The organism is Xanthomonas citri pv. citri, from assembly GCF_000961215.1.
Lineage (GTDB): Bacteria > Pseudomonadota > Gammaproteobacteria > Xanthomonadales > Xanthomonadaceae > Xanthomonas > Xanthomonas cissicola.
In genome coordinates this window covers 3,746,256-3,772,478 of the sequence record NZ_CP008998.1, presented here as the reverse complement: position 1 = coordinate 3,772,478, position 26,223 = coordinate 3,746,256, and the positions used below count along the sequence as shown (strand labels likewise).

Below are 26,223 nucleotides of genomic sequence, written 5' to 3'. Positions count from 1 at the left end.
ATGTCTAGGAAATCCTGGGCGTATCAGACCGCTGCCGAGCGTTTGCTTTGGTACCGCCTGCGTGATCGGCGTCTGTTGGGATTCAAGTTCCGCAGGCAGTGTCCGGTCGGCCCGTATGTCGCCGATTTCGCCTGCCTGGAACGTGCGCTCATCGTAGAACTTGACGGCAGCCAACATCTGGAGGCGCCCTCCGATGCCGTGCGCGAGGCCTTCCTGCACCGAAAAGGCTTCCAGTTGCTGCGCTTCTGGAATAATGAAGTGCTGGCGCGCACCGATGCTGTCTGCGACGCGATTGTGCAACGGCTGTGCGTTGCCCGCTTTTCTCCTCCTCCTTCCGGCGTTCGGTAGGAATCTGCAAAAGGCTGCCGATATGTCCCAGACCCTCCGCATCGCCATGGCCCAGTTCGACTTCCCGGTCGGCGGCGTAGCGCAGAACACCGATCGCATCATCGAGTACATCGCAGCGGCGCGCGACGAGTTCGAGGCCGACATCGTGCTGTTTCCCGAGTTGGCGATCAGCGGGTATCCACCGGAAGACTTGCTGTTAAGGCCGGGATTCCTCGCTCATTGCGAACAGGCGCTGGCACGGATTGCGGCCGCCACGCGCGGCATCGTGGCAGTGGTCGGCTGGCCGCAAAGCGCGGGCAGCGTGGTCTACAACGCCGCCAGCGTGTTGCGCGACGGGCGGATCGAAGCCACCTACCGCAAGCGCGAATTGCCCAACTATGCGGTGTTCGACGAGCGTCGTTATTTCGACGTGGACCCGGATGGCGAGAACTGCGTGGTCACGGTCAAGGGCGTGCGGGTGGGCGTGGTGATCTGCGAAGACCTCTGGTTCGCCGAGCCGTTGGCCAACACGGTACGGGCGGGCGCGGAGTTGGTGCTGGTGCCTAACGCCTCGCCCTACGAGCGCGGCAAGCATGCGCAACGCGATGCATTGCTGGCCGAACGCACCCGCGAGAGCGGGGCGGCGATTGCCTATCTCAACGTCGTGGGCGGGCAGGATGCACTGGTGTTCGATGGCGCCTCGGTGGTGGCCGATGGCGACGGCACCGTGCACCCCGCCGCTGCAGCCTTCGTGGACCAGTGGCTGGTGGTGGACTACGCGGCCGGCGAGCGCAGCTTCACTCCGGTGGTGTGGGTGGATGACGGCGACGAGAGCATGGACGCGCTGGCCTGGCGCGCGGTGGTGCGCGGGCTGCAGGACTATTGCCGCAAGAACGGCTTCAGCAAGGTCTGGCTGGGCTTGTCTGGCGGCATCGACTCGGCACTGGTGTTGGCGATGGCGGTGGATGCGCTGGGCGGCGACAACGTGACCGCCGTGCGGTTGCCGTCGCGCTACACCGCCAATCTGTCCAACGACCTGGCCGACGAGCAATGTCGCGCGCTGGGCGTGAAGCTGGAGACCATCGCGATCGAGCCGGCTTTCGAAGGCCTGCTCGGCGCGCTGGGGCCGATGTTCGAAGGCACACAGCCGGACATCACCGAAGAAAACCTGCAGTCGCGCAGCCGTGGCGTGATCCTGATGGCGCTGTCGAACAAGTTCGGCGGACTGGTGCTGACCACCGGTAACAAGAGCGAATACGCAGTGGGTTACGCCACCATCTATGGCGACATGTGCGGTGGCTACGCGCCGCTCAAGGACCTGTACAAGACGGAGGTGTTCGGCCTGGCGAAATGGCGCAACACCGTCGGCGGCGCGCCGGTGATTCCGCCAGCGGTGATCTCGCGCCCGCCGTCGGCCGAGTTGCGCGACAACCAGACCGACCAGGATTCGCTGCCGCCGTACGATGTGCTCGACGGCATCCTGTATCGCTACGTCGATCAGGAGCAGTCGCGCGACGACATCGTTGCGGCAGGCTACGCGGCCGATACCGTCGAGCATGTGCTGCGCCTGGTACGGCTCAACGAGTGGAAGCGCCATCAGTCCGCGCCCGGGCCCAAGGTGTCGCGGCGTGCATTCGGTCGCGAACGGCGCTATCCGATCACCAACGGATATCGCGGGCAGTAGTGCGAACGGCTAATCCGGTCACTCGGCTGACGCAGTGGCTGCCGCTGCGGTGGCCGGCGGCTGGGCGAACCGCGTGAGCAGATCCAGGGGCGGTTTTGGTCGGGCCAGGTCGTACATCAGGCCAAAATGGCCTTCAGGCCCCTGGATGGTGGCCTGGTCCAGTAATTCATAGACATTCACCTCGGCCACCACGTCGGCGTAGTTGTCACGCACGTTGCGCAACAGCTGTGCCAGGCTGTCGTAACAGCCCCGATCACCTGCGGTGCCCCCCGTGGTGCTGCCTGTATAAATCTCCGCACAGTTCAGCTCGTTGAAGAACACCGGGGTGTTGTAGGTACGTGCGGCAGTGCGCAGCTGGCCCAGATACAAGTCCGTCCAATAGCCGGCATCCTGGTAGAACGCGTAGTAGTGGAAGCTGATGTGGTCGAAGTTGAAGCCGGCCGCCTTGGCTTTTGCCAAAAACCACAGCGAGCCGTTGCGATCGCCCGGGCAGCGCGCGTTGGCGCTGCGATCGTCGCTATTGCAGGCGGTGATGTTGATGGTGAAGCGCAGGCCTGCGCCCAGTTCGTCGGAAGCCTGGCGCATGCCCAGATACATCGTGGTCATTGCGGCGATGCGGGTATCGGCTTCGGCGCGCACCAGATCCTGTTCGTTGCCGATTTCCCAGATCTTGATGTCTGCCGCATAGCGGCGTGCCAGCTGGTAGCCGATCTCGCGCGACATCGGGTAGACCATCGGGCGCAGGGTGATGCCGTACTTGCGCGCCAAGGGAACTAGCGCATCCAGCGTTGCGTAGTCGCGCGGGTCGACATCGAACCGATAGCTGCGCAGGTTGCGCGCTGCCAGCAGTTTGAAGCGTGCCTCGGCCTGGGTCATGGCGTAGCCGGGACGGCTGTCGTGCGCGTTGACGCCGTAGACGATGGGGGCTGCGGTGGCGCTGACGGTCACGGCAGCCAGCGAGAGCATGAGCAGCAAAGCGATGATGGTACGAGACATGCGGCTTCCTTGGCTGGCGCTCGCAGGAGTCGGAGCTGGTTGGGGATGAGTATAGACAGGGGACCCGGAGGCATTTGGTGACCTGGGACCGGTTCCAGGATGCACGCGCGCGACTCCGGCAATGCGTCTGCGCGCAGGGGAAGCGACTGAAGGCTGCAGGTGCGTCGGCGGCGGCAATCGCCGCCGTGTCGTCGTCGGTACTGCACTTGCCGTGCTGCCGTCATCGTCGCCGCAACAAAAAAGAGGCCTTGCGGCCTCTCTTCGGTCATGCGCTGCGCCTGATATCTCAGTCGCGATTCATCTGCGAATTGCTTTGCCCGGTCGCGGCGGATTTTTCGCCGGCAAACGGGTTGAGCTTGCGGATGGCCCACGGGTATTTCGGCCAGTTGCCGGTCAGCCACGGGTGCTGCGGGTCGTTGAGCTCCAGCACGCGGCGTGCGTCGGCTGCCAAGGTCTTGTTGCCCAGGTGCGTGTAGGCCTCTGCCAGCACCGCGACCGCGTCGTACTGGAAGGCGCTCTGCGGATAGGTTTCGAGCAGGTAGTTGGCACGACCGGCGGCCGACACCCAGGCATCGCGGCGCAGGTAGTACAGCGCGTTGTCCAATTCATGCTGGGCGAAGATGTCGCGCAACTCGATCATGCGCTTGCGTGCGTCGGCGGCGTAACGGCTGTTCGGGTAGCGATCGGTGACGGTATTGAAATCGTTGTAGGCCTGCTGCGGCGAAGACAGGTCGCGGCGGCTCGGGTCCAGCGACCATACGCGGCGCAGGAACACCGTGTCGCGGTTGCTGTTGGCCAGCCCGCGCAGGTAGTACAGATAGGAGATGTTGCGGTGGGTCGGGTAGGTACGGATGAAGCGGTCGACGCTGGAGACGGCGTCGTCGTGCTTGCCGGCCTTGTACTGGGCGTAGGCGGTTTCGATCATCGCCTGCTCGGTGTACGGGCCATAGGGGTACTGGGCGATCAGGCGCTTGTAGCTGGCTTCGGCGCCGGCCCAGTTGCCTTTCTCCATCAGGTTATGACCCTTGCCGTAGAGCTGCTCGACCGGCATGCCCTCGTCGGGATTCTTGTCCTTGGCGCCGCGGTGGCAGCCGGTGACGACGAACGCCATGACCAGCATGAGGGCAATCAGGCGCGCAGGCGCGGAAAACGTGGACCGTCGGATCATGGGTCTGGGCAGGACGCATCAGGAAAACGAGAGCGCGATGATAGCCTAGTGGCCTGTCCGGCGACTGACTCCCGCCGCCCGGACCCCCAAATTCCCGCTTTTGCCCGAGTGCCCGTGTCCATGTCCGACCCATCTGCCGAACCCCTCGACCCGTCCATCCGCCAGGCGATCGTGCCCGACAACGCCGCCGGACGCCGTTTCGACGCAGTGCTGGCCGAGCTGTTCCCGGAATTTTCGCGCTCGCGGCTGTCGGAATGGATCAAGTCCGGTGACGCGCTGCTGGACGGCGAAATGGCGCGCCCGCGCGATACCTTGCGCGGCGGCGAGAGCGTGCAGGTGCAGGTGGTGCTGGAAACCCAGACTCACGCCGCGCCGCAGGACATTCCGCTGAGCGTGCTGTACGAAGACGAGCAGGTGCTGGTGATCGACAAGCCGGCCGGCCTGGTGGTGCATCCGGGCGCCGGCAATCCGGACCGGACCCTGGTCAATGCGCTGCTGTTCCGCGACCCGGCGCTGGCCTCGGTGCCGCGCGCCGGGGTGGTGCATCGCCTGGACAAGGACACCAGCGGCGTGATGGTGGTGGCGCGCACCGTGCAGGCGCAGACCGCGCTGGTGGAGCAGCTGTCCGCGCGCGAGGTGCACCGCCAGTATCTGGCCGTGGTGGTGGGCGCGCTGGTCTCCGGCGGCACCGCCAATGCTCCGATCGATCGCCACCCGCGCGACCGCCTGAAGATGGCGGTGCGCGACGATGGCCGCGATGCGGTCACGCATTACCGCCTGCGCGAGCGCTTCCGTGCGCACACCGCGCTGGAATGTCGGCTCGAAACCGGGCGTACCCATCAGATCCGCGTGCACATGGCGCACCTGAAATCGCCGATCGTCGGCGACCCGCTGTACGGCGGCGCGCTCAAGCTGCCCAAGGGCGCCACCGATGAGCTGGTGCACGAACTGCGCACCTTCAAGCGCCAGGCGCTGCACGCTGAAACCCTGGAATTCCTGCACCCGGTCAGCGGCGAGCCGGTCCGCGCCAGCGCGCCGGTGCCGGCTGATCTGCAGCGCCTGATGACCGTGCTGCGCGAAGACAGTGCACGCGCCGCCGAGCTGGCACGCCGCTGAGATGTCCATGGCTGCGCCCTTCATCCTGCCAGCCGACTGGCCGGTGCCGCCGCGCATCCGTGCGCTGACCACGCTGCGTCACGGTCTGGGCGGCTCGCTGCCGCCGTTCGACACGCTCAACCTTGGCAACCGCAACAGCGCCGAAGGCGATGTGCCCGAGCAGGTGGAGCGCAACCGAGCGCTGCTGGCCGCGGCACTGCAGCTGCCGAGCACGCCGCATTGGCTGCGGCAGGTCCATGGCGTGGACGTGGTGCGGCTGGATGCACCGTCCGCTGCGCCCGATTCCACCGACCGCGCGGCGGACCAGCGACCAGGCGCACACGAACCGGTCGCCGATGCTGCCGTGACGTCGGTGCCTGGCGTGGTACTGGCAATCCTCACGGCCGATTGCCTGCCGGTTGTGTTCGCCGCCGTCGATGGCAGCGAAGTTGCTGCTGCGCATGCCGGTTGGCGCGGGCTGGCCGACGGCGTGCTGGAGCGCAGCGTGGCCGCAATGCGGACGCCACCGCAGCGACTGGTGGCCTGGCTGGGGCCGGCCGCGGGACCGCAGGTGTATGAAATCGGCGAGGACGTGTTCGACGCCTTCGTTGCGCACGATGCACAGGCGCAACGCGCGTTTGTCGCCACGCGCCCGGGGCACTGGCGGGTGGATCTGTATGCGCTGGCACGCCAGCGGCTGCAGCAGGCCGGCGTGCCGGCCGATGCGGTGCATGGCGGCGGGTTGTGCACCATTTCCGATCCACAACGTTTTTTCTCGCACCGTCGCGATCGCCGCAGCGGACGCATGGCCACACTGGCCTGGATTGTCCCCTGAACACGCCACTGTTCGCACAGGTGCTGGGGCAGGACGCGTTCGCGCAACTGCCTGCGCCAGTGCGCGCGCTGCACTCGGTGCGGCAGCGGCAGCGCTTCGCCGGGCGCGCCCAGATTCAGCGTGGTGGGCATGCGCTGGTGCCGTTGCTGGCGCTGTTGAGCCGTCTGCCGCGTAGCGGCGAGGTGGCGGTGGAAGTGGACTTTCTGGCCGACACGCACGGCGAGCGCTGGCATCGGCGCTTTGACGGCATGCCGATGCATTCGCGGCTATGGCGCCATGGCGAAAACTTGCGCGAACACCTGGGTGCGGTGCGCTTTGAATTTTCGCTGCAGGCCGATGCGCAATCGTTGTATTGGCAGGCTACTCGCGTGTGGGCGTTCGGGATGATTCGCTTGCCTGCACGCTGGTTCCGGCAGGTGCGCTGCCGCGAGCATGCCGACGGCGGCCGCTACGGGTTTCTGGTGGACGTGCAGTTGCCGCTGGTAGGACCGTTCATTCGTTACGAGGGCTGGCTTGAACCGCGCTGATCAATCACCTGTTTCGCCGCCTGCGGCGCGCGCCACCATCGTCTTCGACGGCGTGTGCCTGCTCTGCAATGGCTGGGTCAAATTCCTGCTGCGCCACGATCGGCATGGGCGCTATCGCTTTGCTGCCATGCAAGGGCAAGCCGGGCGCGCACTGTTGCAGCAGCACGGTCTGGACCCGGACGACCCCCTGTCGTTTCTACTGGTGGACGCCACCGGTGCCTGGACCGACAGCGACGCGATCGTGCGCGTGCTTGCGGGATTGGGCGGACTCTGGCAGCTGAGTGGGGTGCTGCGCCTGGTCCCACGTCGCGTGCGCGATCTTGGCTACCGGCTGATCGCACGCAATCGTTATCGCTGGTTCGGCCGCAGCGATCACTGCATGCTGCCCACGCCCGAGCAACACGCGCGGTTTCTGGACTGAGGCACTACACGTGCGTCGTGCGCGGCGATTGGCTGGCGCACCCGGCGATCCCGACCAATGGCGCGTAGGAGCGCGCCTGAGCGCAAGGAGCATTCCGGGGAACGCCCGGTCGCGCCCGGGCGCGCTCCTACGAATGGCTACGCATGCCGGGCTTATGCCGCGTTGTGGAAGCTGGCGCGCGCGATGTTGGAGGCGCCGGGGCGGGCGTCGGACTGCAGGCGGAAGATCGAGACCGCATCGGCCAGTTCCACCGCCTGTTCTTCCAGGCTGCGCGCGGCGGCGGTGGCTTCTTCCACCAGCGCGGCGTTGCGTTGGGTCACTTCATCCAACTGCGCGACCGTGCGGTTGACCTGCTCGATCCCGCTGGACTGCTCGGCGCTGGCCGAGGTGATCTCGCTCATGATGTCGGTGACGTGTTTGACCGAGCCGACGATCTCGCGCATGGTCGCGCCGGCGCGGTGCACCAGGCCCGAACCCAGCTCCACCTTGTCGGTGGAGTCGGCGATGAGCGTCTTGATCTCCTTGGCCGCATCGGCAGAGCGCCGCGCCAGTGCGCGCACTTCCGAGGCAACCACCGCAAAGCCGCGGCCCTGTTCGCCGGCACGCGCGGCTTCCACCGCGGCGTTGAGCGCCAGGATGTTGGTCTGGAACGCGATGCCGTCGATCACACCGATGATCTCGCCGATCTTGCGCGAGGCGGTGCTGATCTGGCCCATGGTGGCGACCACCTCGTCCATCACCTGCCCGCCGCTCTGCGCCACGTCGCCGGTGCCGACGACCAGGCGATTGGCCTGCAGCGCGCTCTCGGCGTTCTGCTTCACGGTGGAGGTGAGCTCTTCCATCGAGCTTGCGGTTTCTTCCAGATTGGCCGCCTGTTGCTCGGTGCGCTCGGAAAGATCCATGTTGCCGGCGGCGATTTCCACCGCGGCCTGGCGGATGGTGTCCGATGCGGCCTGGATGCCGCCGATGATCTCGGTGAGGCGGGTAACGGTCTGGTTGGTGTCGTCGCGCAAGCGCGCGAAGATACCGTGCGCATCGCCGTCCACGCGCTGGGTGAGGTCGCCTTCGGCCAGTGCACCGATCACGCGCGCCAATGCGGCCAGATGGGTTTCCACCGAGTCGTAGATGCGGTTGATGCCTTGCGCCAGGGTCAGCAGCACACCGTCCATGCCGTCGATCTGCATGCGGCGGCTGAAATCGCCGGCGGAGGCGGCGTCGATGATCTGGATCAGTGCCTGCTCGGCGTTGACCTGCGCGGTGACGTCCATCCACTGCGCGATGGTGCCGAGCTTGGTGCCGTCGGCGGCGATGATCGGGCTGTAGACGAAGTCGATCTGGCGGCCGAAGAACGGCGCACGCACGGCCTTGGAGGCATTCAACGCGCGCATGCGGTCGATCGCGGCCTGGCTGTCGGGATAGATGTCGCCGATGCTGCCGCCGACGAAGCCTTCGGCATGGAAGCTGGGACGGAAGCTCTGCACATCCGGCTCGATCAGCTTGAGCATGGCGAGCAATTTGCGGTTGGCGAACAGCACCTGGCCATCGTCGTCGGCGATGCGGATCATGGTGTCCAGATCGTCCAGCGCCTTGATCACGAACTGGCCATGGCGCAGGCCTTGCTCCATCACATCGATGCGGATGGCGAGCTTGTCCTGGGCATCCTGCAGCGCGTGCAGCAACGGTGCGAGGTCGCCGGAGGCGTTGCGCAGGTCCAGACGCTGGGTGCGTCCGTCGCCGATCGCCACCACCGCACGCATTGCCTGCTGCAACTGCGTGTCGTGACGACGGCGCGACCACCACCAGAGCCCGGCGCTTGCCGCGCCCAGCACCAACAGGGCGGGCAGCAGGCGTCCGAGCCCGCTCAGGAAGCCGCCGGGTACCAGCGTGGCGGCGTAGCAGGCGAGCAATGCCAGCACCCCGATATGCGCAGCAGCGGGCAGCCATGCAGTCCAGGTGGCGCGCGCAACGTGCCGACCGGCGGGCGGTTGGACGACGGGGGCGGCATCGTGTGCAAGCGACATAGGCTGAGTCCAGCTGGGTGATCTGAGAAGGGGGAGCGGCATCGGCAGTCCATGGCCTGCAATTGGGGTATCGGCGGCTGAGTCCGAATCATGATGATGTGAAGACGCCGTTCGTCGGAATATGGCAACCAGGTCGCGAAATAGCCTGATGTCATTGATACGAAAGCGATTTCAGTGCACCGGGTAAGCGCGCCGGGTGCGATCAAACGACCCACCACGACGACTCGATTGTAAATTTCGCGTGAAAAATGCCTGCGCGAGTGCCCGGCAATGTCAGCGACCTGCAATTTGGAACGGACACATCCATCCGAGCGTGGGGCTGGTTCGGTTGTCGGCAGGGTGCGCTCTGGATTTGTAGTCGCGCAGTCCTTGGACTGTTGCGTGGGATCGCCGGCTTCGGAGCTCGGCCTGGGTTCGGACGTCTGAAACTCAGCTTTGAGAGCCAGTGCGCCTCGGCCGCGCGTCATACGCTCGGCTGACATCGCCGGCTTCGACCTGATGTGCCTTCGCCGCACAGTGAAGCGCGCGCATAAAAAAACCGGCCGTCTCGCGACGACCGGTTTGACTGGTGCATCCGTCGGCCCTGGACCGACGGCAGGTAGCCCATGCGCCAGAGCGTTGCCGGGCGGGTGAGGCGCAGCGGCCGATGCAGTGCAGACTGCATGGGCTTGTGCGCATCAGCGCACCGCCTGGCCGCATGAGGCTTCCAGCACTGCCGTTACTTGGCAGGCGCGGCCTGCGCATCGTCGGGCAGGGCCCAGGCAATGACGCTGTCGCCCGACTTGGTTTCCATGCGGTCGTGTCCACCGACGGCGGCCACGATGTATTGCTTGCCGTTGATGGTGTAGCTCATCGGCGCTGCCTGCGGCCCGGCGGGGACGCGGGTTTCCCAGACCTGCTTGCCGGTAAGGGTGTCGAAGCCGCGCATGAAGTCGTCCAGGGTCGCGCCGATGAAGGTCACCCCGCCAGCGGTGGCCAGCGAGCCGCTGTTGTTGGGCGTGCCGATCTCGAACTTGGTCTTGGACGGGATGGCCATCGGACCCTGGTCGTAACCGGTGCCCAGCGGACGACGCCAGATCACCTGCTGCGTGCGCAGGTCCACACCGGCGATGTAGCCCCACGGCGGTGCCACGCACGGGGTGTTGAGCGGCGACATCCACGGCTCCTTGCGGGCGCCGTAGGCCAGGCCCTTCTGCGCCATGTAGCCGGGGGTCTTGCTCTTGCCGTCGAACACCGACACCACGCCCAGCTCGTCCATCTTCTGGCGGGTATACACCTGCAAGGTGTAGGGCAGGCGATTGCTGTTCATCACCATGATGCCGCGCTGCAGGTCCACCGAAACGCCGCCCCAGTTGATGCCGCCGTGGTTGCCGGTGAAGGCCAGCGACCCCTGCAGGGTGGGCGGGGTGAACATGCCTTCGTAGCGCAGCTGCTTGAACTGGATACGGCAGACCAACTGGTCGAACGGAGTCATGCCCCAGGCATCGGATTCGATGATTTTTTCGAACTCACGGCTCGGCGCGCCCACGGTGTTGGGCATGCCCGGCGAGATCGGTTGCGTGGCGGCGGTCCAGTCGCCGTGGTCGGTTCCCTGCGGTACCGGAATCTGCTTGACCGGCATGATCGGCTCGCCGGTGGCGCGGTCCAGCACGAACACCTGGCCGGACTTGGTGGCCTGGATCACCGCAGTACGCGTGCCGCCGCCAGCGACCGGCCAATCGACCAGGTTCGGCTGCGGGCCGATGTCGTAGTCCCACAGGTCGTGGTTGACGGTACGGAAGTGCCAGCGTTCCTTGCCGGTGGCGGCATCCACCGCAACCAGCGAGGCGGTGTATTCCTCGTCCTGCGGGGTGCGGCCCTTGCCGAAGAAGTCGCCGGATGCATTGCCGGTGGGCAGATAGACCAGGCCCAGCTCGTCGTCGGCGGCCATCAGCGACCATACGTTCGGGGTTGAGCGCGTGTAGGTCTGGCCGGCCGGCGGCTCGGCGGTGATCGCCGGGTTGCCCAGGTCCCAGGCCCAGCGCAGCTGGCCGGTGAGCGCATCGAAGCCACGCACCACGCCGGACGGCGCATCGCCTTCCTGACCATCGCGGACCTGGCCGGTCGGCTGGATCACCACACCACGCATCACCACCGGCGGCGAGGTGGGGCCGACGAAGCCCGGCTTGGTGTTGCCGGTGCCCGCATTCAGATCGACATAGCCGTTGTTGCCGAAGCTGGTGCACAGCTTGCCGGTCTGCGCATCCAGCGCGCCGAGGCGGCCATCGACCATCGGCCAGAAGATCCGGGTCGGGCACTCGGCGGTGCCTTCGGGCGCCTGGTAGTACGACACGCCACGGCAGGTGGTGGCAGCCACGCCCGCCATCGCCTTTGGGTTGGTCTGCGGATCGAAGCGCCAGCGCTCCTTGCCGTTGGCCGCTTCCACCGCGATCACTTTCTGGGTGGGGGTACAGATGTAGAGCAGGTCGCCGACCTTGAGCGGGGTGTTCTGGAAGGCGTAGCCCAGCTTGGAGTCCTTGGGCTTGAGGTCGCCGGTGTGGAATTCCCAGGCCACCTTGAGATTCTTCACGTTGTCCGGCGTGATCTGCGCGCCGGGCGTGTAGTGGTTGGACAGGTTGGAACCCGCATAGGAGGTCCAGTTGCTGGCGTCATGATTGGCCGCGACGTTGCCGTCGGGGCTGGGCACGGTGCCGCGGCTGAAGGCCGTGGCGCTGTCGGCCGGCAACTTGGAGGCATCGGCCAGCTCGACATTGCGCGGCATCAGCAGCGGCCACAGGATCAGCGCGGCGCCCAGGATTGGCAGCACGCCGGTCACCAGCGCATAGCTCAGGCCGGACAACGGCTGCATGCGACGACGCGCCACCCCCCAGAACGGCAGCAGCACCAGCCCCAGCACCGACATCATGGCCAGGCGCGGCACCAAGCCCCAGCCATCCAGGCCCACTTCCCACAGCGCCCAGGCGATGGTACCGGCCAGCGTGGCGCCAAACAGCCACAGCCCGGCGCGCTTGCCCAGCGCGAGCAGGACGCCCGCCAGGAACAGGGCAATACCCGCGATCAGGTAATACCAGGAGCCGCCCACGGCCACCAGGCGGCCGCCCTGGTAGGCGAGCACCGCGCCAAGCACGGCGATCACCACGGCATAGGCCACCAGCAACCAGGTGCCTAGCCCACGTTTTGAGGATTGATCAGTCATTTTGAGATGTCAGGAAGGACTCAGGCACCAGCGAGCGGTGGCGAGTCGTGGAGGGAGAGCGATCGCAGGCGCCATCACGCGGGCCGGATCTAGATACACACGTCGAACGCTATGAACGCGCAGCCCCTCCCAGGGTCCTCAGCGCTAATCATGTGAATATTTTAGACCCCCGGACGCCCTTTGTCCGTGACGGAATAGGAACCAGCGTTCCAACCTGCACGTTTGGCACACTGGAAACATGCGGATGTTGAACGCTTTGCAGTGTGCGGTGCGTTGCCTGCAGACGAAGTTGATATGCGCTTGTGCCGAGCGCGCACGCGATTGCAGGGCAGAGCGTTGCGGCGCACGTGCTGTGGCCGGTTACTGCCGCGTCGATCGCACCTGCACAGCACCTGCACACTGTCGACCTCCGACGTCTTTTCCCACTGCAATCAGGGTTCGCATGGTCAGGGGGCGCAGCTGCTCGGTGCGTCGGCGCCGGGCAGCCAAACGCTCTGGAAACCGCAGACTTCACGCTGATGGCGGCCATGTCGTCCTCTGCCTGTTGGGGACCTTGTCCGCCTGAAGGAGGACAAGTCCCGGTAGGAGACGGGTCGTCGCTCTACACCTCAGAGAGCGCTTGCAGATAGCGCTGGCGCCAGTGGTTGATGTTGTTCTTGCGCAGGTGATCCATCATCGCGTGCCAGCGTTCGATGCGGCTTGCCAGCGGCATGCTTGCCGCTGTGGCGATCGCGTCGGCCACGCCATCCAGATCGTGCGGGTTGACCAGCAACGCTTCCTTCATTTCGTCGGCTGCACCTGCAAACAGCGACAACACCAGCACACCCGGGTCTGCCGGATCCTGCGCGGCCACGAATTCCTTGGCAACCAGGTTCATGCCGTCGCGCAATGGCGTGACCAGACACACCGAGGCCGCACGATAGAAGCCTGTCAGCGTGGCATGGCTGAAGTTCTGGTTGACGTAGCGCAGCGGCGTCCAGTCCGGCTCTGCATGTCCGCCGTTGATGTGGCCGGCGATCTGTTCGAGCTGGCTGCGCAATTGACGGTATTCGGTGACATCGCCGCGCGAAACCGGCGCAATTTGCAGGTAGGTCAGGCTGCCGGATTGATCCGGATACCGCTCCAGGTAGCGCTCGAAACCCTGAAAGCGCTCCGGCAATCCCTTGGAATAATCCAGGCGGTCCACACCGATGGCCAACTGACGGCCACGCAGGCTTTCGCGCAGATCACGCACCGCCTGCTTGCCGGCAGAGGCCTTGGCCTGGTGGGCAATCAGGTCGGTATCGATCCCGATCGGGAACGAAGAGGCGGTGAAGCGGCGCCCACCCGGGCCTTCCACCAGATCGCCTTCCAGAATGCGGCCACCGCCGAATAGGCGCACATAGGCCTTGAAACGTTCGGCATCGCGCTGGGTCTGGAAGCCGACCAGGTCGTATGCGTAGAAGGTACTGAACAAACGCGCATGATCGGGCATGGCCTGCACCAGATCGGCCGACGGCATCGGCACGTGCAGGAAGAAGCCCATCTTGCAGCCCACGCCCAGCTCGCGCAGCATCGCGCCGAGCGGAATCATGTGGTAGTCGTGGATCCACAGCGTGTCGCTGTCTTTCAGCAGCGGCGCGAGTTTTTCGGCAAACAGCCGATTGACGCGCATGTAGCCTTCGCGCGTGGCGCGGTCGTAATCGACCAGGTCCAGGCGGAAGTGCAGTAATGGCCACAGCGTGCGATTGGCGAAGCCGTTGTAGTACGAATCGATGTCGCGCTTGTTGAGGTCCATGGTGACGAAGGTGATGTCGCCTTCGGTCTGCTCGTGCATGCCGCCGCTGTCGCCGCGCACGGTCTTGCCGCTCCAGCCAAACCACACACCGCCGCGCTCCTTGAGCGCCGCCAACAAGCCAACCGCCAAGCCACCGGCGCGGTTCTCGCCGGGCACCGCAACGCGGTTGGATACCACCACCAAACGACTCATGACGCCTCCTGCCAGCTCCGCGACAAGCGCATCGCTGCGATGATCAAGCCAACATGCGAATAGGTCTGAGGGAAATTGCCCCAGGCTTCGCCGTCCTCGAACGATAGATCTTCCGACAGCAAGCCGAGGTGATTGCGGCGCGAAAGGATGCGCTCGAACAATTCCCGTGCCTCGTCCTTGCGCCCGATCGCGGCCAGTGCGTCGATGTACCAGAAGGTGCAGATGGTGAAGCTGGTTTCCGGCTCACCGAAGTCATCCGGTGCGATGTAGCGGTACAGCGCATCGCCGTGCTTGAGCACGCGACCGACCGCCTCGACCGTGCGCACGAAGCGGCTGTCGTCATTGGCCACGATGCCGATATCGGCCAGCAGCAACAGCGAGGCATCCAGCCGATGGCCGCCGAGGGTGTCGGTGAAATGACCGCGCTCCTCGCTCCAGGCCTCGTTCAACACGCGCTCGCGGATGCCGTCGGCACGTTCGCGCCAGTAGGTGCTGCGCTCGGGCAGCACCAGACGGTCGGCGATCTTGGACAGGCGATCGCATGCCGCCCAGCACATCGCGGCGGTGTAGGTATGCACTTCGGCGCGGCCGCGAAATTCCCACAGGCCGGCATCGGGCACGTTATGCAATGCATAGGCACGCTCGCCCAGCGGCTCAAGCCGGCGGAAGGTATCCGCATCGCCTTGATCCTTCAGGCGCAGATCGAAGAACAGCTGCGTGGACGCCAGCACCACGCTGCCATAGACATCGTGCTGCTGCTGGATCCACGCCAGGTTGCCGCGCCGCACCGGACCCATGCCGCGGTAACCGGCCATGGTGTCCACTTCGTGTTCTTCCAGCTGCGATTCGAAGCCGATGCCGTATAGCGGCTGCATGGTGCCGTCGGTGGTGGCGATATTGAAGATGTAGCCGATGAACTGCTCCATCGTGCGGGTTGCGCCGAGCCGGTTGAGCGCACGCACCACGAAGGCGGCATCGCGCAGCCAGCAATAGCGGTAGTCCCAGTTGCGCGGCGTGTTGGGCGCTTCCGGAATCGAGGTGGTCATTGCCGCGATGATCGCGCCGCTGTCTTCGTACTGGCACAACTTCAGCGTGATCGCGCTGCGAATCACCGCCTCCTGCCAGTCCAGTGGAATGGACAGGTAGCGCACCCATTCGCGCCAGTATTCTTCGGTGCGTTCCTGCGCTTCCTGCACGTAACCGGTGAGCGAGCGGGTCAGCGATTCGTCCACGCCCAGCACCAGACTCACCGGATGGCTGAGCACGAACGGCAAGCCGTCGCGGACGAAGCGCACCGGCACATCGGTGGTCAGGCGCAAGGTGAATTCCGGCAACACCCAACGGATGTGATTGCTGCCCCAGGTGGTGTCCGGCGTGCGGCCGCCCCAGTCGGCCAGCGGGCGCGCGCGCACGATGATGCGCGGGTTGCCGCTCAATGGCCGGATCTGGCGGATGATGCTGACCGGCCGATAGAAGCGCCCGTTGTTGCGCCAGCGCGGCGCGAAGTCGATGACTTCCAGCTCGCCACCGTGGCGATCGCGCAACACCGTGCGCAGCACAGCGGTATTGGGCAGGTAGTGCTGCTCGCTGCTGGCGAAATCTTCCAGTTCCACGGCGAAGTCGCCGCCTTCGGTCTTGGGCGAAAGCAGCGTGCAAAAGGCCGGGTCGCCGTCGAATGCCGGCAGGCAACTCCACACCACGCGCGCCTGACGATCGACCAATGCACCGAAACTGCAGTTGCCGATGACGCCCAGATCCAGGTTTGGCTCGGTCATGGAGTGCAAACGATCCTGTTGAAGTGAATGAGAGCAGGTGCGCTGTGCTCAGCGGCTGCGTGCGTTGCGTTGCAACCACGCGTGTACGTCGGGGGTGCCGCCGACGCGAAAGCGCGCGCTGGTCTGCGCGCGATCGCCGACGAGCACGCTCCAGCCGCCGAGCCGGTTGGCGGCGTCGAAGCCGAATTCGTCGGTAAGGTCGTCGCCGACGAACACCGGCGTGCGACCGGCGAAGGTGCCGTGCTGCATCAGCTGCTCGACCGCCAGACCCTTGTTGCTGCCTTCGGGAACGAATTCCACCACGTGGTCGCCAGGCTGCAGGCGATAGCCGGAAAGCTGTGCGATTTCCTGCTGCGCGAAGGCGAGCACCTCGGGGCCGGCCTGCGGCCGGGCGCGCCAGTGCAGCGCCACGCTGGCGCCCTTGTCTTCGACCAGCACGCCGGGGTGGTGGTGCGTCAGCGCCGCGGCGCGTTGATGCAGGCCGTGCAGCCACTGGGACGTGTCTTGGGGCATTGCCGCGCGTGCCGCGAGATCGCTGCGCAGCTCATGCCCGTGCAGACCGGCGGCCGGCAGCAGCAAGGGAGCGAACAGGGCATCCAGCTGGGCGAGTGGCCGGCCGCTGACCAGTGCGACGGCGCCCTTGAGGCGCTCGCTCAGCAGGCCGATGGCCTCGCGCACGTCGGGCAATAGCTGCACCGCCTCGGGGCGGTCGGCAAAGTCGATGAGGGTGCCGTCCACGTCCAGAAACAATGCACAGGCATCGTCCAGCAATGGCGGCGACGGTAGGGGGGATTGCGCGTCTGCCATTGCGCTAGTGTGCGCAATGGGGTGTGAGATTCAGGTTATGGAACGGCGGGGATTGCTCCTTCTCCCGCTGGGGCATTGTCCTCCTTCATGGGAGAGAAGGTGCCCCGCAGGGGAGGATGGGGGTAAGGGCGAAGCCTCCTGTAGTGACTTATGACGCGAGGCTTCGCCCGTACCCTCACCCCAACCCCTCTCCCGAGGGGAGAGGGGCTCAACGCCGTTGCTCAGAACGAGTACCGCACCCGCCCATACCAATACGCGCCGTTGCTGCCGATCGGCGAGAGCACGTCGTAGGGCAGGTTGCCGAAGTAGGCGATGTCGTCGATGGAACGGTCCGAGTAGTTGTCCAGAATGTTCTGCCCGCCGATGGCCAGCGTCCATTGCGTGCCCAGGTGGTATTCGGCTTCCAGGTCCAGTTGCCACTCGGCGCCGTAGGTCTGGCGCGGCACGAAGCCGCCACCGAAATCGAATACGCGGGTGGCGCTGCCGTAGCGGTTGACGCGTGTCTGCAGGTTCCAGTGCTCGTTGCTCCAGTTCGCGGCAAGCGAGGCGCGGGTGCGCGGTGCGGCGTCGGTGAGCGTGTTGCTTTCTTCCACGCCGAACAGCACGTACTCCGGGTTCAATGCAAGCAACTGGGCCGGGGTGGCAATGATGTTTTCCAGCTCGGTCTTGGCGTAGCTGTAGGTGCCGGTCAGCAGCAGGTCGCCGCCGAAGGCGTACTGGCGCCAGTTGGCGACCAGCTCGGCACCGCGGGTGCGGGTGTCGGCGGCGTTGAGGAAATAGCTGGCGCTCTGCACGCCGGTGACGCCGTAGTTCTGCTGCACGAAGCTGGTCAGCGCATCGCCGGTGATGTCTTCGGACAGCGCGATGCGGTCGTCGATATCGATCTGGAAAAAGTCCAGCGACACGTCGAAGTGATCGCCCACCTTGCTGGTGAAGCCCAGGCTGTAATTGACCGACTTTTCCGGCTTCAGATCGGTGGCGCCGAGTCCGCGCGCGATGGGGTTGTTGACCGACAGCAGGCGACCCTGGGTCAGACGGCCGGCGGCGTCGTAACCGGTGGACGTGGCTTCATACCCGATCTGGCTGAGCGAAGGCGCACGCACGTTGTTTGAGATGGCGCCACGCAGCGCAAAGGCCGGTGCGAACGCGTAGCGCGCGGCCAGTTTGCCGGTCCACTGGCTGCCGAAATCCTGGTAATGCTCGTAGCGGCCGGCCAGGTCGGTCGAAAACTTGTCGCCGAACTGGCTGGAGACGTTGGCGTAGGCGCTGGCCACGTTGCGCGACAGGTCGGCTTCGTCCTGCGGAGTGAGCCCGCCGCCGGCCTGCGAGCCGGTGGGGCGATCGGTGAACGGGCCGGCCGCGTAGCTGGCAGGGTCGCCGGCGTGGGTGCGGTATTGCTCGCGGCGGAACTCGGCGCCGGTACCGAAGGTATGGGTAGCGCCGGCGGCGTCGAGCACGCGGGTCAGGTCGAAATTGCCCACGGTTTGCGCGAAGGCGAAGTCGCCGGTCTTGAAGCGTGTGGTGCTGCCGGGCCCCAGCGATGCATTGAGCGAGTTGCGTAGCCGGTAGGTGAAGTCGTTGCGGCCGTAGTTGACGCTGGCGTCGTAATCCCAATTGCCCCATTGCCCGCGGGCACCGGCCACGAGTTGCAGGTCGCGATTCTCGCCTTCGGAAATCGGGCGGTAGCCGTTGGGGTAGATCTCGCGCCAGTTGGCGCTGCTGTCCGGATAACGGAAGTAATTGGCGCCTTCGGTATCGCGCTGGTTGTAGGTGCCGAAAGCGTAGAACTCGCCGTTGGCGCTGAACGGAACCTTGCTGTTGAGCCAGGCATTCAGACCCTTGGTGGCGCCATCGCCGAGCACGTAATTGCGCTGGCCCCGCAGCGCCAGATTGGCCGGGGTCTGTTCTTCGAACGAGGGAATCTGGTCGAAGCCGGCGCGGTTGGTCGCCTCGCGGTTTTTCAGCTCCAGGCCAACCTTGAAGAAGCCGCCGTCGTCGCCCAGCAGCGTGCCCACCTTGGCGCTGGCATAGCTGGTCTGGCCGTCGGTAACGCGGCGGTCGATCGGCGCGACATCGGTGTTATAGGCGCCGAAGCTGGCTTCCAGTTCGCCGCGCTCGGGGTTGTCGTCCAGGATCACGTTGATGACGCCGGCAATCGCATCCGAGCCGTATTGCGCGCCGGCACCGTCGCGCAGCACTTCGATGCGCTTGATCGCGTTGATCGGGATGGAATTGAAATCCACCGGCGTGGTGCCCTTGCCGATCTTGCTGTCGGTGTTGACCAGCGCCGAGGTGTGGCGGCGTTTGCCATTGACCAGTACCAGCACCTGGTCGGGTGAGAGCCCGCGTAGCTGCGCGGCGCGGATATGGTCGGCGCCACCGGAGTTGGACTGACGCGGGAAGTTGAAGGAGGGCAGCAGCGCCTGCAGCGCGCTGCCAAGCTCGCCGTTGACCACGCCGGCCTTGCGAATGTCTTCGGCGGTGAGCACGTCCACCGGTACGGTGGATTCCAGCACGGTGCGGTCGCTGGCACGGGTACCGGTGACGATCACGGTGTCCAGGGTGGTGGCGCCGGCATCGGCCTGCTGGGCTTGCGCGTTGGCGCTGAGCACGGCGGCGATGGCCATGCCAATCACCGAAAGGGTGGGGCGGGTCATGCTGTTCTCTCTCCTGCAACTGCAACGCGCCGCGCGGTCGGCATCCGGCCGGGCTGGGCGCAAGGGGGCGGATTGTCCACATTCATCCGGATGGAAAAATGTTATCGCGTTGTTCAGGGCGGTGCGAGATGGCACAGTGCGTGCGCGACAGCATGAGCTGATATCGGCCTTGCATGAGCCTGCCCCCCAATCCTGCGCCCGCCCCCCGATCTTTTGTGGAGAAGTCGATGAAGTTGCTGCCGTCTTGCCTGCTTGCCGCCATGTTGGCGCTGACCGCTTGCGCCACCACGCCCGGCGTCACGCCGACCGCGACCACTGCCAGCCTGCAGGGCGATGCGGCGCGGCCAGCGGCGGCACGGGGTTGGGTGCGCAGCGAGTTGTATTTCGGCGTGGGCGAAGAATCCGGCCCGGCCGACCGCCCACAGACTCGCACCATCGACGAAACCCAGTGGCGCGCGTTTCTGGACAAGGAAGTGACACCGCGCTTTCCGGATGGCCTGACCGTGTTCGACGCCTACGGCCAATGGTTGTTCCGCGGCGCCAAGGAGCCGAACCGGCTGGGGACCAAGGTACTGGTGATCCTGCACGAAGACACCCCGCAACGGCGCAACGACATCGAAGCGATCCGGCTGGCCTGGAAGCAGGCCACCGGGCACCAGTCGGTGCCGTGGTCGCGGCAGCCGGTGGAGGTCTCGTTCTGAGTCGGCTGGCCGGCTTGCGCACTGCCAGGTCCGTGCGGTTGCCGGCCGCCACGCTCACCAGCGTCGATCGGCGTCTGTCGCGCGTCCTTCGGCATTGGCGCCCATCGCGTGCGCAGCCGGGGTGCGGGTGTTTGCCCACTGTTCCGAACCAGCTGCGCATGTGCTTCACCTCGTTGCATTTGCCTTCCATCCGCGCCGCTTGCGCACTGTTGATTGCGATGGCAGGCGGGCTGGCGTTCGGCGCTGCGGCAGACGACACACGCCTTCGCTTAACACTGGATGCGCAGACCCGTGCGACCGCCGCCTTGGTCGGCCAGCGCCTGCATGTGGTGCTGTCTCCCGGCGATGCCGAACAGTGGTTCGACGCGAATGTGGACGATGGCGAAGGCGGCGTGCAGCTGCGCAGCGACGACTACAACTTCGACGGGCGCCCGGATCTTGCGGTGTCGGCGATGCTGGGTCAGGTCAACGAGGCGGTCTGGGTCTTTGTGTTCGATCCTGCACGGCGCCGCTTTCATGCGCTCGCTGCACCGACGCGCCCGGCGGTGCAGTGCGAAGGATTCTTCAATCTGGTTGCCGATCAACAGCAGCGCAGTCTGACCAGTTCCTGCCGCGGTGGGCCGATGTGGTATGCCGATGTCTACCGCTACGACGCTGGCGGGCGGTTGTACGTTTGGCGGACGCAGCAGCGGATCGAGTCGCCGCAGATCCAGACCTTGCTGGAGTCGGGAAGCGAGGATGGCATGCCGTTGTCGGTGTGGCCGATGTACGACCCGCGTGGCGTCAAGGTGGCAAGCGAAATCGGCACCACGCTCGAGGAACCCATGCCGGTGCAACTGCACGTACAGGTGACGCGTTTGCCGCTGTACGCCACGCCGACGGCCACCGCCACCAAACGCTATCTGGTGCGCGGCGATCAGGCCGATGCGCTGGACGTCAGCGCCGATGGCGCGCGGCTGCAGGTGCGTTATCGCAGTGCCGGCCGCAGCGACAGCGTGGGCTGGATCGATGTGGATGCGGCGATGCAGTAGCGGGCGATGGCGCCGGGCTGCCTGCTCGCGGACAGCCCGATGGCCTCTGGCCACGACACGCTCTGATCCACCGCGCCGCTGTCGCCCCTGCAGTGCAGCGGCTAACATCGGCCGACCCCCACGCTTCCTTGGTTCTCATGTCGGCTCCTTCTTCGCGTCCTGCGGCCCCGCCGCGCTGGTTCGTCGCTGGCGATCTCAATGGCTTCTTCGGCCTGGTGGTCGACAACCTGTCCATCCTCGGCTTCATCGCGATGGCCTTGGTCGGCATCTTCCAGTTCCCGGCCGAGGTGGTATTCGCGCGCATGTTCCCCGGCACCGCATTCGGTGTGCTGGTGGGCAACCTGCTGTACACCTTGATGGCGCGGCGGCTGGCCGCGCGCACCGGGCGCGACGACGTCACCGCCATGCCGCTGGGCCTGGACGCGCCCACCAGCATCGGCATGGCGCTGCTGGTGCTCGGCCCGGCATTTGCCGGTTTCAAGGCGCAGGGGCTGGACCCGCAGGCCGCCGCGATCGCCACCTGGAAACTCGGCATGGCCGCGTTGGTGGTGATGGGCCTGCTCAAGCTGGTGCTGTCGTTCGCAGGCGAAGCGGTGACGCGCGCGCTGCCGCGTGCGGCCCTGCTCGGTTCCATCGCCGGTATCGCGCTGGTGCTGATGGGCTTGCTGCCATTGCTGGAAACGCTCCGTTCGCCGGTGGCCGGCTTCGTCACCCTGGGCCTGCTGCTGTACGTGCTGCTCGCCAAGGGCCGCCTCCCGACCAAATTGCCCGGCGTGCTGGTGGCGTTCGTGATCGGCACCGCGTTGTATTACGGGCTTGGCCTGGCGGGATGGGGTGCCCCCGGCTTCGCCTTGCCGGCGTGGAATCCGCCGCAGATCGTGCTGCCGCTGCCGACGCTGGGCTTTATCGACGGCCTGCCGGCCACGGTGGCGTACCTGCCGTTGCTGTTGCCGTTCGGCTTGTTGATGGTGGTGGGCGGCATCAACGTCAGCGAGAGCGCGCGCGCGGCAGGCGACGATTACCGCACCCGCGACATCCTGCTGGTGGAAGCCTTGGCCACGCTGGTGGCCGGCGTCTGCGGCGGCGTCGCGCAGACCACGCCGTACATCGGCCAGCCCGCGTACAAACACATGGGCGCGCGCTCCGGTTATACGCTGCTGACCGGGGTGTTCGTCGGGATCGGCGGCATGCTTGGCGTGATCAGCGGCCTGGTGCAATGGCTGCCGCTGGCCGTGCTGGCGCCGATCATCGTGTATGTCTCCATCGATATCACCACCCAGGCATTTCAGGCCACGCCCAAGCAGCACGCCGGCGCGATGGTGCTGGGCTTTCTGCCGTCGGTCGCGTACCTGCTGACCATCAAGGCGCCGGGCTGGATTGCGCCGGATCAGCTGGTCGCGCTGACCACCAAGGTCGATGGCCACGGCCTGCCGGAGCTGGCAGTCATCTTCGCGCTGGGCAATGGCTTCATCATCACCGCGATGCTGTGGATCGCCACGGTGGCGGCGATGATCGATGGCCGCTTGCGACGCGGCGCGGTCTTCCTGCTGGTGGCTGCCGGGCTGACCCTGTTCGGCCTGATCCATTCGGTGGACCCGCGCGGCGGCATCTATCTGCCGTGGTCGCTGCAAGGCCTGGCGCGGGTGATCAGCTGGCAGTTCGTCGGTGCCTATGTGACCCTGGCGGCGACGCTGTTGTTGCTGTCGCTGCTGCCAGCGCGCAAGGAGGCGTTGCAGTGATTGGTCGGATGCGGGTTGTGCGGTGCATTGTGGGTGGTGCGTTAGTGCTGAGCGCTGGCGCCGCATGGTCGGCATCGTTCGACTGCAAGCAGGCGGGTACGCCGGTGGAAAGGCGGCTGTGCGCCGTGCCTGCGCTCGGTCAACTGGACGATCAACTGGATGAGGCGTATCGCGGCGTGCTGGATACCGCGCCGCGTGACTCGCTCACGGCAGTACGCGATCAACAACGCGCCTGGTTGCGCCAGCGCAATGCCTGCGCGCAGGACGCCAAGGTGGATGACTGCCTGCGACGCAGTTTGAAGGCCAGGGTCGATGCGCTGGGCAAGATACTCGACGCCCAGCAGCAAACGCTGGACCGCATCATCGCCAGCATCCCGAAAACGCCAGCGGACGCTGCGCGCCAATTGCAGGGCTACGACGCGCCGCTGGCATCGGCATGGCTGGCGTATCTGCATCACTTCGTGCCTGCCGCAGGCGTGGATGCGGCGTTGGCGAACGCGCGTTTTGAAAGCGCACGCAAGGCGCTACGCAAGACCGACGATTTCGCGGCGTCCTTGCTCGACGATGTGGATGGCGCGCCTGCCATGCAACAGCAACAGCGTGTGCTGACCCTGTTGCGCATGTGGATCGAGCGCGAGGATCGTTCCGAGCGGCCGTATGTGCATTGCTTCATCTTCGCTGCAGTGGGCGAGCCGGCCTATGACGCGTTCGGTCCGCTCTATGGCTCGACACGCGACAGTTTCGCGCCGATCTGCGAGCCGCCTGGTGGGCTGTTCGCGCGACCGAGCTGGAAACAGCTGGATGCCGGGTTTGCAGGGCTGATCGAAGCCTTGAGCAAGGACGCGGGCACCATTCGCTACGCCAGCTACGCGGAGTGGCAAATCATCGCGCTGCGCGCTGCCGTGTCGCCGGCATTGTATCTGCAGCCGGAATTGCGCAAGCGCTACGGCAACGATCCGGATCAGGCGATTGCTGCGTGGTCCGGCGAGGACAGCGACTGGCCGGTAGCCGAGCGCAACGCCGTGCGCGCGCTGTTGCCCAAGGTGCGCGCAGAGACAGCCGCCTGGCTGGCAAGCGAAAAGCGCATGCCGGCCAGGCAGGCCGAACAGGTTGCCGCTGCCATTGTCGCGGCCTGGGTGAATGCGCGGTTGGATTTCGCGGGCTAAGTGAAGTGGATCGCGCAGCGGAGGTTCTTCCGGTTCGCTGTCGGGCCCTGGCCCGCCCACCATCGCAGGACACGCTGCAAGTCCGTCCCTGTAGCTCCTTGGCGGCATCCATGCTGCACAAGGTGCCGCGATAGCGGGCAGGCAAGGACCAATTGAACTGGTCGAACTGTAGGACGTCCCACACACAGCGGCGAGCCGGCCGCTGCGTTTCCCGGAAATCGCGAGCGTATCGCGCTACGCCTCAACTCAAGCGGCTAAACGAGCGACACCGTAAATCGATGGAACCACCGCAGCATCCCACGGTCACACCTTGGGATGTTGTCGATGTCAGGAGTTCCACGATGCAAAGCAAATCCTCGCGCTGGCCGTGGTTGTTGGCGGTCCCATTGATGGCTGGCGCCGCGTGGTGGTTGTTCAGCGGCCCGCCCGATCCGCAGGGCACCTTGCCTGCACCCATCAGCCGTACCGCCAGTGCTGTGGCCGCCGCGGTCAGCCCACAGCCGACGCCCGTAAATAGCGAGCCACGTCACCCGGTGCCGGCAGCGTCGGACGACGCGGCGGATGCTGCAATTCCTGCGTTGGCGCAAAGCGACGCTGCCGCGTGGCAAGCGCTGCTGGCGTTGGTGCAGGACGATGACGCGTTGTCGATCGTGTTGCGCAAGCACCTGATCGAACGCGTGGTGGTGATGATCGACAATCTCACCCAGCCCAGTATCAGCCGCCGTGCCTCGGTGTTGCAGCCGGTGCCTGGCGAGTTGCAGGTCTCTGGCGAAGGCGATCATCAGGTGCTCGATCAGGCCAATGCGGCGCGCTATGCACCTTACGTAGCCGCGTTCACCGGCGTGGACGCGCAAGCCATGGCGCGCAGCTATGTGCGCTTTTACCCACTGTTTCAGCAGGCGTACGCGGATCTGGGCGCGCCGGATCGTTACTTCAACGACCGCGTCGTCGATGTGATCGACCACCTGCTGCGCACGCCCGAGCCGACGCAGCCGATCGCCGTGCAACGCGATGACCGTGGCCGCTACCGATTCGTCGACCCATCGCTGGAGTCGCTGTCGGTGGGGCAGAAGGCGCTGCTGCGGCTGGGACCGACGCAGGCGACAGCAGTCAAAACGCAACTGCAGCGGATTCGCACGGCCCTGCTGCAGGGGCGCTGAGGCCGCTGGCGTCCCACTCCTCTGACGCCAAAGCCCGCACGCCAGACTGCCGTGCGGCTTTCGCACATAAGTGAGTACGTCGGTACATCGACTCATGCTGCACAGCGCGATCGACGGCGGGCGGTTTTACTGCATGATCGGAAGCAGCAATCAGCAATACGGCCCGCGACACACCCTCATGTGGCGCTCGCGTACTACCCTCGACCAAGGCGACCAAGGCGCCCTGCCTATGCCGCATCCAGCTCCGGGTAATGACGGAAGATGCCATCTGTGTTGAAAGCCACACGTCGTTCGGACGCCAGATAGGCCGCAACACGCGGCCGTTGGGCCACGCGCTGCTGCAGCGCCTTCAGCCCCGGAACGTTTTTTGCCAGCGTCGCCATGCGCTTGGGGAACATGTACTCCAGGCCGCTGACCAGCTGGAATAGCGATAGGTCTACGTACGAATACGTGCCGAGCACATGCGTGCCCCCGGCGTGTTGCAGTACCTGCTCGAAATAGCCCAGGAATTTGGGCAGGCGGTTCTCACGCAGGTCCTTCGCACGCTTGGCCGCTTCGGCTTGCTGGTCTTCGTAATACAGGCCAGTCGCAATCGGGTGGTGCGTGTCGTGCACCTCGGCCACCAGGTCGGCAATGGTCAGCTGCAATTGCAGCGCCTGTAGGCGCTGCGGCTCCGAATCGCGCACCAATTGCAGCTGCGGCCCGATGAAGTGCAGGATCGCGGCGACCTGCGCCACCACGATGTCACCCGCTTTTAGAAAAGGCGGTGCGAACGGCTGCGCACCTGCGTGTTCCCCTTCCAGAAACGCATTCATGACCTCGTCGCCTTGCACCCGCGCCACATCGGTGTAGGCGGCGCCAGCATCTTCCAGGGCCAAACGCACGAACTCGCCGCGGCCCTGCAGGCCGGTCCAGTAATACAGTTGATAGTGCATGCGCGGCTCCGCG

At 65.7% G+C, this 26,223-nt stretch carries 20 protein-coding genes; 11 read left to right on the top strand and 9 right to left on the bottom strand.

What is annotated here, in order from left to right; all coding sequences use genetic code 11:
• Both AMD14_RS16735 and AMD14_RS16730 read left to right on the top strand, forming a co-directional pair.
• Entirely contained in the window at positions 1–348 is a 348-nt protein-coding gene (locus tag AMD14_RS16735; RefSeq protein ID WP_040107789.1) for an endonuclease domain-containing protein, read from the top strand.
• A gap of 22 nt (positions 349–370) precedes the next feature.
• Positions 371–2,011, top strand: a complete 1,641-nt coding sequence (locus AMD14_RS16730; protein WP_005930977.1) for an NAD+ synthase — start codon at positions 371–373, stop codon at positions 2,009–2,011.
• A gap of 18 nt (positions 2,012–2,029) precedes the next feature.
• Here AMD14_RS16730 and AMD14_RS16725 read toward each other — a convergent pair whose 3' ends face one another.
• Together AMD14_RS16725 and AMD14_RS16720 are read right to left on the bottom strand one after the other, a co-directional pair.
• Positions 2,030–3,007, bottom strand: a complete 978-nt coding sequence (locus AMD14_RS16725) for a hypothetical protein (RefSeq protein ID WP_015463514.1) — start codon at positions 3,005–3,007, stop codon at positions 2,030–2,032.
• A 286-nt stretch (positions 3,008–3,293) separates the two neighbouring features.
• Entirely contained in the window at positions 3,294–4,175 is an 882-nt protein-coding gene (locus AMD14_RS16720) for an outer membrane protein assembly factor BamD (protein WP_005915798.1), read from the bottom strand.
• A 120-nt stretch (positions 4,176–4,295) separates the two neighbouring features.
• On the opposite strand from AMD14_RS16720, the gene rluD reads away from it, so the two are divergent.
• Genes rluD through AMD14_RS16700 form a run of 4 tightly spaced genes read left to right on the top strand, consistent with a single transcriptional unit; the run spans position 4,296 to position 7,053 of the window.
• A complete protein-coding gene (gene rluD / locus AMD14_RS16715) occupies positions 4,296–5,291 on the top strand; it encodes a 23S rRNA pseudouridine(1911/1915/1917) synthase RluD (protein ID WP_003488615.1) in 996 nt (331 codons plus the stop codon).
• Between the two features lies 1 nt (position 5,292).
• Complete coding sequence (gene pgeF / locus AMD14_RS16710; RefSeq protein WP_033482844.1) at positions 5,293–6,105, top strand: peptidoglycan editing factor PgeF; 813 nt, start codon at positions 5,293–5,295, stop codon at positions 6,103–6,105.
• Positions 6,106–6,125: 20 nt separating this feature from the next.
• Positions 6,126–6,632, top strand: coding sequence for a DUF4166 domain-containing protein (locus tag AMD14_RS16705; protein WP_005915793.1), 507 nt, complete (start codon positions 6,126–6,128; stop codon positions 6,630–6,632).
• A complete protein-coding gene (locus AMD14_RS16700) occupies positions 6,619–7,053 on the top strand; it encodes a thiol-disulfide oxidoreductase DCC family protein (protein ID WP_011052111.1) in 435 nt (144 codons plus the stop codon). Before AMD14_RS16705 ends, AMD14_RS16700 begins: the two co-directional genes overlap by 14 nt.
• Positions 7,054–7,205: 152 nt before the next feature.
• Here the strand turns inward: AMD14_RS16700 and AMD14_RS16695 are convergent, their stop codons facing one another.
• The 6 genes from AMD14_RS16695 to AMD14_RS16670 all read right to left on the bottom strand — a co-directional run bounded on the left by AMD14_RS16695 (position 7,206) and on the right by AMD14_RS16670 (position 19,478).
• On the bottom strand, positions 7,206–9,074 hold the full coding sequence (locus AMD14_RS16695) for a methyl-accepting chemotaxis protein (protein ID WP_015463513.1): 1,869 nt from the start codon (positions 9,072–9,074) through the stop codon (positions 7,206–7,208).
• A 718-nt stretch (positions 9,075–9,792) separates the two neighbouring features.
• Positions 9,793–12,231: a glucose/quinate/shikimate family membrane-bound PQQ-dependent dehydrogenase gene (locus AMD14_RS16690; RefSeq protein WP_171843862.1), complete on the bottom strand. Its 2,439-nt coding sequence runs from the start codon at positions 12,229–12,231 to the stop codon at positions 9,793–9,795.
• 640 nt (positions 12,232–12,871) lie between these two features.
• Entirely contained in the window at positions 12,872–14,239 is a 1,368-nt protein-coding gene (otsA, locus tag AMD14_RS16685; protein WP_003488630.1) for an alpha,alpha-trehalose-phosphate synthase (UDP-forming), read from the bottom strand.
• Positions 14,236–16,014, bottom strand: a complete 1,779-nt coding sequence (locus AMD14_RS16680; RefSeq protein ID WP_011052108.1) for a glycoside hydrolase family 15 protein — start codon at positions 16,012–16,014, stop codon at positions 14,236–14,238. The genes otsA and AMD14_RS16680 overlap by 4 nt, the downstream gene beginning before the upstream one ends.
• A gap of 48 nt (positions 16,015–16,062) precedes the next feature.
• Entirely contained in the window at positions 16,063–16,821 is a 759-nt protein-coding gene (otsB, locus tag AMD14_RS16675) for a trehalose-phosphatase (protein WP_005915781.1), read from the bottom strand.
• 221 nt (positions 16,822–17,042) lie between these two features.
• Positions 17,043–19,478 carry a TonB-dependent receptor plug domain-containing protein gene (locus tag AMD14_RS16670; RefSeq protein ID WP_011052107.1) on the bottom strand — a complete coding sequence of 812 codons (2,436 nt, stop codon included), beginning with the start codon at positions 19,476–19,478 and terminating at the stop codon, positions 17,043–17,045.
• A gap of 227 nt (positions 19,479–19,705) precedes the next feature.
• Between AMD14_RS16670 and AMD14_RS16665 the strand changes: the two genes are divergently transcribed.
• From AMD14_RS16665 to AMD14_RS16645, 5 genes are all read left to right on the top strand, one after another.
• Entirely contained in the window at positions 19,706–20,179 is a 474-nt protein-coding gene (locus AMD14_RS16665) for a DUF3574 domain-containing protein (RefSeq protein WP_015463512.1), read from the top strand.
• Positions 20,146–21,210 (top strand): XAC2610-related protein, encoded by a 1,065-nt coding sequence (locus AMD14_RS16660; protein WP_040107656.1) that lies wholly within the window; start codon positions 20,146–20,148, stop codon positions 21,208–21,210. Before AMD14_RS16665 ends, AMD14_RS16660 begins: the two co-directional genes overlap by 34 nt.
• Positions 21,211–21,347: 137 nt before the next feature.
• On the top strand, positions 21,348–22,949 hold the full coding sequence (locus AMD14_RS16655; protein ID WP_003488646.1) for a SulP family inorganic anion transporter: 1,602 nt from the start codon (positions 21,348–21,350) through the stop codon (positions 22,947–22,949).
• Positions 22,949–24,115: a lysozyme inhibitor LprI family protein gene (locus AMD14_RS16650; RefSeq protein WP_040107788.1), complete on the top strand. Its 1,167-nt coding sequence runs from the start codon at positions 22,949–22,951 to the stop codon at positions 24,113–24,115. The genes AMD14_RS16655 and AMD14_RS16650 overlap by 1 nt, the downstream gene beginning before the upstream one ends.
• A gap of 341 nt (positions 24,116–24,456) precedes the next feature.
• Positions 24,457–25,275, top strand: coding sequence for a DUF3014 domain-containing protein (locus tag AMD14_RS16645; protein WP_015463509.1), 819 nt, complete (start codon positions 24,457–24,459; stop codon positions 25,273–25,275).
• A 227-nt stretch (positions 25,276–25,502) separates the two neighbouring features.
• Here the strand turns inward: AMD14_RS16645 and AMD14_RS16640 are convergent, their stop codons facing one another.
• Positions 25,503–26,210, bottom strand: a complete 708-nt coding sequence (locus AMD14_RS16640) for a glutathione S-transferase (RefSeq protein ID WP_003488653.1) — start codon at positions 26,208–26,210, stop codon at positions 25,503–25,505.
• Between the last annotated feature and the right edge of the window lie 13 nt (positions 26,211–26,223).

What these genes read in the sequence shown, in the direction of transcription:
- AMD14_RS16735 (WP_040107789.1), top strand. Translation starts at nt 1, where the DNA reads ATGTCTAGGAAATCCTGGGCGTATCAGACCGCTGCCGAGCGTTTGCTT.
- AMD14_RS16730 (WP_005930977.1), top strand. Translation starts at nt 371, where the DNA reads ATGTCCCAGACCCTCCGCATCGCCATGGCCCAGTTCGACTTCCCGGTC.
- AMD14_RS16725 (WP_015463514.1), bottom strand. Translation starts at nt 3,007, where the DNA reads ATGTCTCGTACCATCATCGCTTTGCTGCTCATGCTCTCGCTGGCTGCC.
- AMD14_RS16720 (WP_005915798.1), bottom strand. Translation starts at nt 4,175, where the DNA reads ATGATCCGACGGTCCACGTTTTCCGCGCCTGCGCGCCTGATTGCCCTC.
- rluD (WP_003488615.1), top strand. Translation starts at nt 4,296, where the DNA reads ATGTCCGACCCATCTGCCGAACCCCTCGACCCGTCCATCCGCCAGGCG.
- pgeF (WP_033482844.1), top strand. Translation starts at nt 5,293, where the DNA reads ATGTCCATGGCTGCGCCCTTCATCCTGCCAGCCGACTGGCCGGTGCCG.
- AMD14_RS16695 (WP_015463513.1), bottom strand. Translation starts at nt 9,074, where the DNA reads ATGTCGCTTGCACACGATGCCGCCCCCGTCGTCCAACCGCCCGCCGGT.
- otsA (WP_003488630.1), bottom strand. Translation starts at nt 14,239, where the DNA reads ATGAGTCGTTTGGTGGTGGTATCCAACCGCGTTGCGGTGCCCGGCGAG.
- AMD14_RS16680 (WP_011052108.1), bottom strand. Translation starts at nt 16,014, where the DNA reads ATGACCGAGCCAAACCTGGATCTGGGCGTCATCGGCAACTGCAGTTTC.
- otsB (WP_005915781.1), bottom strand. Translation starts at nt 16,821, where the DNA reads ATGGCAGACGCGCAATCCCCCCTACCGTCGCCGCCATTGCTGGACGAT.
- AMD14_RS16670 (WP_011052107.1), bottom strand. Translation starts at nt 19,478, where the DNA reads ATGACCCGCCCCACCCTTTCGGTGATTGGCATGGCCATCGCCGCCGTG.
- AMD14_RS16665 (WP_015463512.1), top strand. Translation starts at nt 19,706, where the DNA reads ATGAAGTTGCTGCCGTCTTGCCTGCTTGCCGCCATGTTGGCGCTGACC.
- AMD14_RS16655 (WP_003488646.1), top strand. Translation starts at nt 21,348, where the DNA reads ATGTCGGCTCCTTCTTCGCGTCCTGCGGCCCCGCCGCGCTGGTTCGTC.
- AMD14_RS16645 (WP_015463509.1), top strand. Translation starts at nt 24,457, where the DNA reads ATGCAAAGCAAATCCTCGCGCTGGCCGTGGTTGTTGGCGGTCCCATTG.
- AMD14_RS16640 (WP_003488653.1), bottom strand. Translation starts at nt 26,210, where the DNA reads ATGCACTATCAACTGTATTACTGGACCGGCCTGCAGGGCCGCGGCGAG.